The organism is Vibrio sp. Vb0349 (genome assembly GCF_033338975.1).
Map to the genome: position 1 here is coordinate 71,366 of NZ_JAWOTS010000012.1, position 12,858 is coordinate 84,223.

The 12,858-nt window shown below is 44.3% G+C and carries 11 protein-coding genes; 6 read left to right on the plus strand and 5 right to left on the minus strand.

From position 1 onward, the window contains the following. The first annotated feature begins 204 nt into the window (after positions 1–204). The 3 genes from R7Q47_RS14665 (at position 205) to R7Q47_RS14675 (ending at position 2,502) form a co-directional block, all read left to right on the plus strand. The gene (locus R7Q47_RS14665) at positions 205–435 is read left to right on the plus strand and encodes a hypothetical protein (protein WP_213868132.1); all 231 of its coding nucleotides are present in this window, start codon (positions 205–207) and stop codon (positions 433–435) included. Positions 436–680: 245 nt separating this feature from the next. Next, the gene (locus R7Q47_RS14670) at positions 681–980 is read left to right on the plus strand and encodes a hypothetical protein (RefSeq protein WP_318089221.1); all 300 of its coding nucleotides are present in this window, start codon (positions 681–683) and stop codon (positions 978–980) included. Positions 981–1,311: 331 nt separating this feature from the next. Then, positions 1,312–2,502 (plus strand): amino acid aminotransferase, encoded by a 1,191-nt coding sequence (locus tag R7Q47_RS14675; RefSeq protein WP_017636105.1) that lies wholly within the window; start codon positions 1,312–1,314, stop codon positions 2,500–2,502. A gap of 89 nt (positions 2,503–2,591) precedes the next feature. Here the strand turns inward: R7Q47_RS14675 and R7Q47_RS14680 are convergent, their stop codons facing one another. Then, positions 2,592–3,233 (minus strand): outer membrane beta-barrel protein, encoded by a 642-nt coding sequence (locus R7Q47_RS14680; RefSeq protein ID WP_318089222.1) that lies wholly within the window; start codon positions 3,231–3,233, stop codon positions 2,592–2,594. Positions 3,234–3,547: 314 nt separating this feature from the next. On the opposite strand from R7Q47_RS14680, the gene R7Q47_RS14685 reads away from it, so the two are divergent. Both R7Q47_RS14685 and R7Q47_RS14690 read left to right on the plus strand, forming a co-directional pair. Next, the gene (locus R7Q47_RS14685; protein ID WP_033905640.1) at positions 3,548–5,437 is read left to right on the plus strand and encodes a DUF294 nucleotidyltransferase-like domain-containing protein; all 1,890 of its coding nucleotides are present in this window, start codon (positions 3,548–3,550) and stop codon (positions 5,435–5,437) included. 8 nt (positions 5,438–5,445) lie between these two features. Further along, positions 5,446–6,165 (plus strand): 3'-5' exonuclease, encoded by a 720-nt coding sequence (locus R7Q47_RS14690; RefSeq protein WP_005376881.1) that lies wholly within the window; start codon positions 5,446–5,448, stop codon positions 6,163–6,165. A gap of 69 nt (positions 6,166–6,234) precedes the next feature. Here R7Q47_RS14690 and R7Q47_RS14695 read toward each other — a convergent pair whose 3' ends face one another. Together R7Q47_RS14695 and R7Q47_RS14700 are read right to left on the minus strand one after the other, a co-directional pair. Beyond that, positions 6,235–8,118, minus strand: coding sequence for a methyl-accepting chemotaxis protein (locus R7Q47_RS14695; RefSeq protein WP_005376880.1), 1,884 nt, complete (start codon positions 8,116–8,118; stop codon positions 6,235–6,237). Between the two features lie 231 nt (positions 8,119–8,349). Next, entirely contained in the window at positions 8,350–9,921 is a 1,572-nt protein-coding gene (locus R7Q47_RS14700) for a BCCT family transporter (protein WP_005394723.1), read from the minus strand. Between the two features lie 387 nt (positions 9,922–10,308). On the opposite strand from R7Q47_RS14700, the gene R7Q47_RS14705 reads away from it, so the two are divergent. Continuing rightward, entirely contained in the window at positions 10,309–10,785 is a 477-nt protein-coding gene (locus tag R7Q47_RS14705) for a MarR family winged helix-turn-helix transcriptional regulator (RefSeq protein WP_005376877.1), read from the plus strand. 40 nt (positions 10,786–10,825) lie between these two features. Here R7Q47_RS14705 and R7Q47_RS14710 read toward each other — a convergent pair whose 3' ends face one another. Together R7Q47_RS14710 and R7Q47_RS14715 are read right to left on the minus strand one after the other, a co-directional pair. Next, the gene (locus R7Q47_RS14710) at positions 10,826–11,464 is read right to left on the minus strand and encodes a response regulator (RefSeq protein ID WP_017636110.1); all 639 of its coding nucleotides are present in this window, start codon (positions 11,462–11,464) and stop codon (positions 10,826–10,828) included. Then, complete coding sequence (locus tag R7Q47_RS14715) at positions 11,457–12,812, minus strand: cache domain-containing protein (RefSeq protein ID WP_005376873.1); 1,356 nt, start codon at positions 12,810–12,812, stop codon at positions 11,457–11,459. Before R7Q47_RS14715 ends, R7Q47_RS14710 begins: the two co-directional genes overlap by 8 nt. Between the last annotated feature and the right edge of the window lie 46 nt (positions 12,813–12,858).

Sequence of the window (12,858 nt, forward strand, 5' to 3'; positions counted from 1 at the left end):
ATATGGGAGTATTCAATTTAGCAACGTAATTTATCAAGCTTATCAATAGATATTTCAGCCACGAAGTGAGCGTTTATATCCCATACTTTGACTGTTACACACATATTGCCTCACATCTTTGCAATATCTAAAAGCCAAGGTTTTACGTTGGACTGAGTTCGTTAAACTCACTTCGAGCTACGGTCTTTAAATCAGGAGGAAGCGATGAAAGTTTTTACAATGGACGATCTCTCGTATCGCGGAAAACATAAAGGTGTACATAGTTGGGACCATCCTGGCAGTACCACCCCTTATTATTGGCATCCTGATTGGCTGCATATCGCTGAAGATGCTTTGGGTGAACACAAAAAGGCTGACCTTGAAGTCCCTGATGGAGAAACAGCGACAGAAGAGCATGCAAGAGCGGCGATTCTCAAACACTTGAATGACGAGTAGTTTAGGCTCTATCACCGTTCAAGAATAGCATTAGGTAGGCGAATCCATCGTTGTATGCTTTAAACACAAATAAAGCTAAAACCTGCTAAATAGTAAATTCTTCTGAATGAGAAGTACGCATCTTCTATAGCGTTCAAAGGGCAAAATAAGTCGATTGTTATCACATTAATTTTCATTACATCTGTTACATTTAAATAGTAATGGTGATGCACACCTCAACTCATGGATTATGAGAGAAAACAATAATGGCGAAATACAACGAAGAAGATATTAAATACAAAGGTGAATCCAACGGCGTACATTCTTGGAGCTCTCCTTCCGGCCAACCTTATTACTGGCACACAGATTGGCTACACGTTGCGGAAGATGCGACGGGTACGCATCCGAAGCAAAAACTTGAAGTTGAAAAGACAGAAGTACCAACCGAAAAGCACGCATTAAAAGCGATCTTAAAGCATATGAACGACTGGGCGACTGAAAAACTTTCTTCTAACCCTGACATCGAAACCAATGCGGTTGAGTCGGAAATCAATCTGAAGAAATAACCCCAACCGATATCCATACTCTAACAGTAAACGCTCCACCTTTGGTGGGGCGTTTTTGTCTCAACAAATCCTCACTAGACAATTATAAACGTGTTAACGCAAAGCACTGAATTGAAACGATTGGGATGTGTGCAAAACTTCTCCAACCATGGCATAAATGCCCTTCAAACTCTGTGCCTACCAAACGTTTTCATGGCAAAAACTTTAGTTATGTTAGAATTCTGTTTCAAATCGCAACTTTTTTAGGTTTTCTTTTCAGTAACGGTTGTAACCAATATTGCTGAAAGGTATAAATGTTAGCACACCCCTTCGATTAACATGGATGAAGATTATGTTTGAAAAAGTAGTTGCCGCTCCGGCTGACCCTATTCTTGGCCTTACTGAAGAGTTTAAAAAAGATGCTCGCGCAGACAAAATTAACCTTGGCGTAGGTATTTACAAAAACGAGCAAGGCGAAACTCCCGTTCTTGCGACAGTAAAGAAAGCTGAAGCAGCACTTGTTGAAACTGAAAAAACCAAATCTTACCTAACCATCGAAGGCACAGCAGAGTACGGCATTGCTGTGCAAAAACTGCTTTTCGGCTCTGATGCAGAAATTGTAAACGAAAAACGCGCTAAAACAGCTCAAGCTCCGGGTGGTACTGGTGCACTACGTGTTGCCGGCGAGTTTATTAAACGTCAACTAGGCGATGTAAAGATCTGGATCAGCAACCCAACATGGGCGAACCACAACGGCGTATTTACTGCTGCTGGTATCGAAACGGCACAATACAGCTACTACAATGCTGAAACAAAAGACAAAGACTTCGATGCGATGCTAAATGATCTGCAATCTGCATCTGAAGGCGACATCGTGCTTCTACACGGCTGCTGTCACAACCCTACAGGGATCGATCCTACGGCTGAAGAGTGGGAAACATTGGCGAAACTTGTCGCAGAGAAGAAATTGCTTCCTCTGTTCGACTTCGCCTACCAAGGCTTTGCTAAAGGTGTGGAAGAAGATGCTGCAGGTCTTCGTACTTTTGCTAAATACAACAAAGAAATCCTAGTCGCGAGCTCTTTCTCGAAAAACTTTGGCCTATACAATGAACGCGTAGGTGCCTTCACGTTAGTAGCTGAGTCAGAAGAAGTCGCAACAACCGCATTTTCTCAAGTTAAAGCCATTATTCGCTCTATCTACTCTAACCCACCTGCACACGGCAGCGCTGTCGTGACTCACATTCTTGGCAACGCCGAAATGCGTGCGGAATGGGAAGCTGAAGTAGCAGAAATGCGTGACCGTATTCAAGAAATGCGTGAACTGTTTGTAGCGACACTAAAAGCAGAGGGTGTGGACGCAGACTTTAGTTTCATCGAACGTCAAAATGGTATGTTCTCTTTCTCTGGTCTTTCTAAAGAGCAAGTTAACCGCCTTAAAGAAGAGTTCGGTATTTACATTGTCGGTTCTGGCCGAATCAGTGTTGCTGGTATGACGAAGTCAAATATGGGCCCTCTGTGTAAAGGCATTGCAGCGGTTTTATAATCGACTGTCGCATACTTCATTAAAAGGAAAGGTCAGCATAAGCTGACCTTTTTTGTTTTAACTTAACGCCAAAAACGAACCCGTCCGATCTAGTAGACAAACTTCAAACTCAGCCCAACTTCATTGACGTAATCTGAGCTTTCACCGCTGTAATCAGTGTCTCTAAACTGATAAAAAAGACCAGTGCCGATGACTTTATGCCATTGGTAGTTAAGACCGATCTTAAAATTGTTCTCATCAACGATATCACTACTGTTCAACTCCACTTCAGCTGTCGCAATAAGCTTTTCACTGAGCAAGTAATTCACCCCAACAGTTACAGCTTGAATCAATTCGCTATCGGAAGACAACTTATTATCCGTTTTGTCGTCCGTCGCTTTCGCTTTGATTGCGCCTATTCCATATAGCCCGTAGATATCGAATTGCTCTGTAACTCCATAACGGTAACCACCACCAAACAAAAGGCGGTCAATGCGAAGAGTAAAATCATCCGGATGGAAAAACTGCGCTGAGTAATCAACATTAAACAACCAGTTCTCAGTAAACAAATAGTTACCACCGAGTCCAACTGTGGTCGCATTAGAGTTATCTAACCATTCTTCGTTTGTCGTTCCGGCACCAACATCCAAATGAATGTGTTCGTACCCAAATTTTTCTGCTTGGTCCATGACCGCTGCGCTTGATATCGCCGGCAAAGCAGCTAAAGAAACAAGCAATAAATTTCTCACCATTCGACTTCCTTTCATGAGAATTATCTAAACACTGTATTCCATCGCCTGAGCTACTTGGCTCAAGAAGAATAGCTTAATCTAAAGACGTGATAACGATCTGAAACAGCCAAAGATCTAATCAGTCATCACGAAGAAAACATATCGACGACGTCTTTTTCAATTGAGGTGACCATATAGTAGTAAAAATGAAGCTCCCTTATCGTGCGATATGTCAGAATCTTATGACTGAGCACGAAAATCGCGGTTCAGATAAGACTCTGTTTTAAAACTAAGTTAAGATTACTTTATTATTTGCGAACTAAAAGGCGCCTTCGATGGATGCAGAACTTCTCGAGATTTACAACTTTCTCGCCAAGTATCCCCCGTTCAATGAACTCCCTGAAGAAACACTAAACAAGGTGACAGAGAGTGTCGAAATCTCGTACTACCGAGAAGATACCCCCATCATCCATTTTGGAGACTATATCCAAGATTTATACGTGGTGCGAAGCGGTGTTGTTGAAGTTTATCGACGCAAAGGTGAGCTGTATAACCGCCTTGACGAAGGTGACCTATTTGGCCAGATGGGCATGCTCACCAATAACAAAGTCCGCTTTCCGGTAAAAGCCATTGAGGATACCCTGCTCTACTGTATTCCTGGTGACATTTTCCAAGAAATTTACGATAACTTTGATTCCTTTGCGGATTTTGTTGAAGTTGAAAATAGCGCTCGTTTACGCCAAGCCATTTCAGAAAACAAAGACGCCAATGACCTGACGACGTCGAAAGTGAAAACCTTGCTGACTGGCGATGCTCATACGATTGATCGTGGTCAGACAATCCAGCAAGCCGCGCAGCAAATGGCGAATGACAACGTATCGGCTTTACTTATCGTCGACCCAGATTTCGTTCGTGACGAAGACGATCCACAGTCCCCAGTACTTGGTATCATTACTGACCGTGACTTGTGTACCCGTGTGTTAGCTGAAGGTTTGTCCCCACAGGACGATGTGTCCAGTGTGATGACCACGGAGGTCATGTCTCTTGACCACAACGCTTACATCTATGAAGCAATGTTAACGATGCTGCGTTACAACGTACATCACCTACCAGTGGTAAAAAACCAATTACCAATCGGTATTATCGAAACAACCGACATTGTTCGTTATGAATCTCAGAATTCGTTGTTGTTGGTGAGTAGTATTTTCCAACAACAGACTATCGAAGATTTAGCCGTTGTTGCCGAAGAAGTGAAAAGCAGCTTCGTGCGTCTGGTCAATGAAGATGCCAACTCTCACATGGTGGGTAGCGCGATGTCGGTCATTGGCCGAAGCTTCAAACAGCGTCTGCTAGAAATGGCAGAAGAAGAGCTTGGCCCACCGCCAATTCCTTATTGTTTCCTTGCACTTGGCTCAATGGGACGAGATGAGCAACTGTTGGTGACTGACCAAGATAACGCCATCATTCTAGATGAGACCTATCAAGAAGAGAAACATGGTAAATACTTCGAAGCCCTAGCAAAATACGTCAGCGATGGGTTAGATGCCTGTGGCTACAAATATTGCACAGGCGATATTATGGCAACCAACCCACTATGGCGCATGACTCGTTCAGAGTGGGAAGAGTGTTTTGCTGACTGGATTGATAACCCGAACCCGAAAGCACTACTCAACGCCTCCATCTTTTTCGACTTGGATGGCGTCTATGGCCGCTTAAAATGGGCAGAACAGTTAACTAGCTTTATTGTTCGTCGCGCTCGAAAGAACAACCGCTTCTTAGCGTGTTTGGCTCGTAACGCACTAAACAGAACACCACCTCTAGGCTTCTTTAAAGACTTCGTGATGGAAAAAGATGGCAGACACAACAACTCCATCAACCTCAAACGTCGCGGTACTGCTCCTCTGGTCGACTTAATTCGCGTTCACTCTCTGGCGGTTGGTTCACGTGCACAGAACTCGTTTGAGCGTCTTGACGACATTATTGATGCTGGCATTTTGCCAAAAGGTCGAGCACAAGACTTAAAAGACGCGTTAGAATTTATTTCCATGGTACGTATTCGTCACCAAGCGACGGATGTGGAACTAGGCATTGAGCCTGATAACAATATCGAACCGGAAAACCTCTCTGAGTTTGAACGTCGCAACCTAAAGGATGCATTCCAGATCCTAAGCAATGGTCAAAATTTCCTTAAGTTCCGCTACCAAGCGAACAAGAGCTTTAAGTGAGGTTTAGCATGATTAAAAAGCTCTTTCAGAAGCCAACCATTCAGTGGCCAACGAAGTTTGAACAAAAGCTGGAGATGGCGAAGGATGAGAATTTAATTGCGTTTTATAGCAACAAGCCGCCTGCTCCAGAAACACCGTTATCTGAGGTGGAGTTCGTGGCGTTAGATTTCGAAACGACGGGTTTGAATCCTGAAAAACATGACATCATTACTATTGGTTTGGTGCCGTTTAACCTGAAGCGAATTTTCCTACGTAACTCGCGTCATTGGAAGGTACGTCCACAGCGTGCACTCGATGAAGATTCAGTCATTATACACGGTATTACTCACAGCGAATTGATCGATGCACCTGACTTAGGCGATATCTTAAGCGAGCTGCTACCATGCTTAAGCGGGAAAATCATTGTTGTTCATTACCGTCGTATCGAGAGAGAGTTTCTGGATAAAGCGCTCAAAAGCCGTTTAGGGGAAGGTATTGAGTTTCCTGTTTTAGATACGCTGCACCTTGAAGAAACCATTCAACAGAAACGTTCCGGCTCTCTCTGGGAGCGTTTAAAAGGGAAAAAACCAGAATCGGTTCGGCTAGCGCAATCTCGACGCCGTTATGGGCTGCCAGACTATACGCCTCACCATGCATTAACCGATGCAATTGCTACCGCAGAGCTACTGCAAGCGCAAATCGCCCATCATTACAGTGAAGAGCAACCCATCAGTGAGTTCTGGCTGTAGTATACTTCACGCTTAATAGCGATCAAAAAAGGAGCCAGATGGCTCCTTTTTACTTAGGTTGAGACAAGATTACAGCTTAAAGCGTTGAATCTCTTGTTCAAGTTCGTGTGATAGCTCAGACAGGTGAGCAGCTTGTTCTGCTGCTTGATGAGCTTCGACTGACAACTCGTTAGACACGTCACGAATACCTTCAGTGTTACGAGTGATCTCAGTGGTTACCGATGCTTGCTCTTCTGCTGCTGAAGCAATCTGCGTTGCCATATCACTGATACGCTCAACAGCAGTGTGGATTTGCGTCAAGCTCGCTGCAGCCGCATTGGCATCATCAACACTGGTATCAGCTAGACGACGACTGTCACCCATAATACCGACCGCTTTGGCTGTTGTGCCTTGTAGCATCTCGATAGTTTCTTGAATCTCTTGCGTTGAAGCATGAGTACGTTGGCTCAATACGCGGACTTCATCTGCAACCACAGCAAAACCACGGCCTTGCTCACCTGCACGTGCCGCTTCGATCGCCGCGTTCAGTGCAAGTAGGTTCGTTTGCTCTGCAATGCCTTGAATCGTTGATAGAATCGTATTGATGCTATTTCCGTGTGCTTCTAGCTCTTGAATCACATCAGTAGCAACTTGAACTTCTTGCGCTAAGTTCTGAATAGAGCCTTGCGTTTGAGTTACTTGGCTTGAACCATGTGAACAAGCTTGAACCGCTTCTTCTGAATTACTTGCCGTGCTATCAGCATTACCTGCAATTTCTTGTGTCGCTGCTGCCATTTCGTTCACAGCCGTCGCCACCATGTTGATTTCATCTTGCTGGTAAGAGATACGCTGACTACGCTCCTCAGCTTGCTGTGCTGTCGTGCGAGCTTGCTCTGAAAGCGCAGAAGATACGTGGCTAAGCTTAGTAACCATTGTGTGCATGTTGCCAACAAAACGGTTGAAGTTTTCCGCCAGTTTACCTACTTCATCATCACTGCGTGGTTCTAGGCGTTGCGTTAAGTCACCTTCGCCAGATGCAATTTCTTCCAGTGCATTTGATACGCGGTTCAAGTCACGGAACAAGAAACCAACTAGCCAAGAAACTGCAAGAATAACCACAATCGTGATCGCCACAGCAGTAAACAATAGATCTCGTAGCAATACCGCATGACCTGCTTCTTCTGTTGCGCGATCCATTTCAATCGCAAACATCCAATGCGTACCAGGAACTTTATTGAAGTAGTAAAGCTTCTCTTTTCCTTTGATTACCGTATCTTCGATACGACCTTCATCGGCGGCGCGCTCAATTGCCTCTTCTGAAAAATCTTTTAGAACACTGGTGATAGGCTTAAGCGTCAAGCTTTTATCTGGATGCGCTAAGAAGGTGCCTTCATTCATGTCGATTAGCATCGCATGCGCGTTTTCACCTGCATCTAAGTTAATCACATCGCTGATAAGCTGATCGATCAGTACGTCCGCACCAACAACACCAACAAACTGACCATTTTTCATTACTGGCTCAGCAATGGTCACAAGTAGTGCATTCGTGATTGCGTCTTGATATGCGGCTGTGATGATTTGCTTACCCGCGGCATCAGCATCCTTGTACCAAGGACGTGTGCGAGGGTCATAATCAGCACGGTTACGCTCCGGATGAGAGCGGTACATATCACCGTTTGGTGTACCAAGGAAGATGTCATCGAAGCCACCAGCCTTGCGAGCTTGTTGTAGGAAAGGAACAACGTCTTGCTCGGTCGAGTAGTCGTTGAACGCAGTGGCAATATCTTTACGGATATTGACCCAATCAGAAATTCCCTCTGACGCAGTAGTACTAAGACTTTGCGCACGTGAATAGACACCTGAACGAGTCTGATCAAATAATTGACCAGCCGACAACCAAGTAAGTGCTGTTGCCATCACAACAACAGCAGAAAGGCTTGCGCCTATAAGCTTTTGTTTTAATGATAATTTCATATTTATAGTTTTTTGAGTTGGGAGAACAGTTAAGGTGCATGAATATTACACACTTTTTTACGACTATTCACTAATTTTTAAAAAACAAAATAGCACATTAACTCTTTGTAAAATATGAACTTTCATGTGTCATTTTTTTGTCTCAAGCGTCATAAAAACCGCACAAAAAAAGCCAGCAAATTGCTGGCCTTTTGATTAATTGTTAGTCAGACGGTTTTATAAAATGCCGAATTACTGACGCTCAGTTCGCATACCCATCAATAAGCTCACACACATTGCAAGCAGAATGAAGGTAAATGGCAATGCTGTAGAAATGGCACCGGCCTGAAGAGCTTGAACCGCCTCGGAGCCACCAATCCATAGCAGAGCAACCGCAATTGCACCTTCCATGAATGCCCAGAAGACACGTTGAAGTACAGGTGCATCGACTTTACCACCTGCCGTGATACTGTCGATAACAAGTGAACCAGAGTCAGAAGACGTAATGAAGAACACAAGTACCAGCACAACAGCGATGATAGAAAGCATGCTACCAAATGGAAGAACATCAAACATTTGGAACATAGCAAGTGATACGTCAGTCAAGCCATTTGTGCCCAGCTCACCTACTTTATCAACAACTTGCTCGATCGCCAGACCACCAAATACAGACATCCAAACAACGGTAACCGCAGTTGGAACCAGTAGAACTGCTGTGATGAACTCGCGAACGGTACGGCCACGAGAAACACGCGCGATGAACATGCCTACGAATGGCGACCATGAAATCCACCAAGCCCAGTAGAACACTGTCCAGCCTTGGAACCAAGCTTCGTCCGTACGACCAAACGGGTTACTTAGTGGGATGATATTCTCTACATATGCCATAAGTGTGGTTGGAATCGAACCTAAACTCGCCGCCCAACCGATAAGACCAACAAGAATCAGTAGCAAGAACGCCACAACCATGTTGATGTTACTAATGACTTTAACACCACCATCGATGCCGCGTACGACTGAAACAACAGCAAGTAAAGTCACCACGGTAATAACGACGATTTGTAGGCCCAGGCCTGGCTCAACACCAAATACGTGATGAATACCACTTGCTGCTTGCTGCGCACCTAGACCTAGGGATGTAGCAAGACCAAATAAAGTCGCAAGCACAGCCAGAATGTCCACAATGTGGCCAGCCCAACCCCATGCACGATCACCCAGAAGTGGGTAGAAGATCGAACGCATAGATAGCGGTAAACCTTTGTTGTAGGCAAAGAATGCTAAAGAAAGTGCTACAACACCGTAAATTGCCCATGGGTGAAGGCCCCAGTGGAACATCGTTGCACCCAGTGCCAATCTCGCGGCTTCTGGTGTATTTGCCTCAACACCAAGTGGCGTTTCATACCAACCGGTGAAGTAAGCGACAGGTTCTGCAACACTCCAGAACATTAAACCGATACCCATACCAGCTGCAAATAGCATTGCAAGCCATGACATAAACGAGTAATCGGCAACAGCGTCTTTACCACCTAGTCGAATCTTACCCATTGGTGAGACGATAAGCGCCAAACAGAAAATAACGAAAATGTTACCTGCAATAATGAACAACCAATCGAATGAACCAATAATTTTCCACTTCAGCCCATCAAGTGCCGTCTTTGCGGTATGTGCATCTAGAACTAATGCAGCGACAAGAAACAGCGCAATTAAACCTGCACTAATACCAAAAACTGGGTTATGAACATCAAAACCCCATTTTTGAACGTTGTCCTGACCTACCGTATAGTCGGTACTATCGATACTGTACTTATCTATACCCTTTGTCATCGTTCCTCTCTATTTTTGTAGTGTTTTTACGTACCAAACAAAAAAATCTTTCGAACACGATACGTTTTGCATTCCGTGAAGGCGCAAGATCCTATCATTTGACACGTTTTTGTCTATCTTTTTGATATTAAAAAATCCAATAACTTACTTTTCACTGTGTGGTTACGGCCTTTGATAGAACAAATCACTACTACAATAGTTAGACCACAAACATTTATTGCTATAATAATTTTAGCTCTTCTTATTTTGTCGAAAAGGCGCGACAAAATGGTATTGAGGACACGGCGTAAAATTGTAGGGGTAATTTTTGATTTCCCCCCTTTAAATAAGGGCGCATTTAAGTTAGTGTCGCCTCGATAAATGTTCCCTACAGACTGGATGAATAAATTGGAAAAGTACGAAGAAGTATTGGTCTCGATTCGTCAGATCATCCGCGCTATTGATTTACATTCTAAAAAGCTGAGCAAAGAGTCTGGATTGACTGCTCCACAGTTGATTTTGATGCGCGCTATCAATGACTTAGATAACGTGACGATTAAACAGTTGTCTAGCCACACTAACATGAGCCAAGCGACCGCAACGACCATTCTAGATAGACTAGAACGAGGCCAGTTTGTTGAGCGTCAGCGCAGTGTTCAAGACAAGCGTAAAGTGCATGCTGTACTTACGAGCAAGGGCCAAGAAGCCTTAAAACAAGCACCAACGCCGCTGCAAGAGCACTTCATTAATCGATTCCAAAAATTGGAAGAATGGGAGCAATCCCTTCTACTATCTTCCGTTCAACGTATCTCGACGATGATGAATGCAGAGGACATCGATGTTGCTCCAATGCTAGAGCTTGGTAGCATTACCAAAGCCGATTAGTTTCGCTCCCACGTGCTCGCTTTTTGCGGGCACTACTCTCCTACTCAGTCAAGCCAGTTTCAAACGCATATTTTGCTAACTCTGCCGTCGAATGTAAGTCCAACTTGTGCTTAATGTTATGGCGATGCGTCTCTACCGTTCGATAACTAATATTGAGTAAAGTGGCGATTTTTTTGCTGCTGTTTCCTTGAGCAACTAATTTAAGTACCGCTTCTTCCCTGCGGCTGAGAGGATTCGTTTTTTGCGTGGCAGGCACCACTTCTTGGGTAAAGAGTGTTTGTGTGACGGATTCACAGAAATACGTCGAGCCTTGGTTCACCGTTTTTATTGCTTGCACCATTTTCTCGGCCGAGATTTCCTTGAGCATATATCCTACGGCACCAGCTTGCATGACCTTCATGATGTACTCGCGATTATCGTGCATGGTCAACATAAGTATTTTGCTCTCTGGGCGAGCTTCTTTAATTACACCAGTCGCTTCAATACCGTTCATTATTGGCATGCTGATATCCATCAATATGACGTCCGGTTGCAAGTGTTTTGCGACCTCTATCGCTTCCAAGCCATTACTTGCTGTACCCACCACTTCGATGTCAGACTCTAACTCCAAACGAGCCATGAAGCCATCCAATACCACTTGATGATCATCGACAATCACTACACTAATCGGTTTATCCATAAACTATTTCATCCAAATTAAGCAGCACAGTAATCTCTGTTCCCAAGCCAAGCTCACTCATTAGCTCAAATTCACCACCGATGAACTCTACACGCTCTTGCATGTTCCTTAACCCAATCCCTTGTTGGTGCACTGCATGGTTAACCACAAATCCAACCCCATCGTCACGTATGAGTAATTGCAGCATATTGCCCATTTTTTGCAAAGTAACCGTTACTTTTTTCGCTCGCGCATGTTTTTCAATGTTATTCAAAGACTCCTGAGCGACGCGATATAGCGTCGTTGCGACTTCCGAAGTCAGTTTGTGCTGCTGAGTATCGAAATTGCTCTCGATATCAATCCCGGAATGGGAATGAAAATCCTGTAGCAAGGTCGTCAGTGCTGCTTCTAAACCGATATCATCGAGGGCGCTTGGACGGAGCTGATGAGAAATATGCCGCACCTCATTTATCGCGGTGACGAGCGATCGTTGTGATTTATCTAAGTGGGATTTGAGTTTTTCGTCTTCCAGTCTATGACTCATTAAGTCTAAATGACATTTACTGGAGACTAACAACTGATTGATTCCATCGTGCAGTTCTCGCGCTAAATGCTTTTTCTCATCTTCTTGGAACATCACGGTTTTATGTGCCAATTCTTTCAGGTTCTTATCAGCGAGGCGATGCTCGTGCAGATTGATCGCCAAAGTGAGAACAATGATTACAGCAACGGTCACCGCTAAGATCACGACGACTGAGAAAAATGTCGTTTCGATATTTTTGTTCACTGCCGCGCGCATATTGGCGACTTCTCGGCTGACATCCTCAATATACAGCCCAGTCCCTATCATCCATTCCCACTTATCGAGCCATGCAGCGTAACTAAGCTTAGGGACGACTTCACCCGTAGATGGCTTTTGCCACAGGTACTGATGAAATCCGCCACCTGATTGCGCTTGATACAATAAAGCTTCGATTAAGCGATCGCCATTTTCGTCTTCAAGATAGAGTAAGTTTTCCCCGACAAGCTCTGGAAGAACTGGGTGTACAAGGTTGGTACCATATTTATCATAAGCAAAAAAATAGCCGTCAGACCCATAACTCAAACGATTTAAAATCGCTTTCACACGCGTTTTGGCAACACTCTCTTCTAATGTCGGATCGTTGTAGATGTAAGAAATGGAGTCAAAAGCGACGTCGACCGTATCTTTCAGCGCCGCTTCTTTTGATTGGATCAGGTTTTGATGAAAGATCTCTACCTCCCTTTTGCCAAGGGTCTTGGTTTGATAGATAGAGATCCAGCTGATACTCGCTGACACCAATACCACGGGTATCAGTGTCAGCAGAATTAACTTTGCTTTGAGAGGCATCCCTTCCCTCCATGAAACGCTGCCTTTACAGCTTACTATCTTAGCA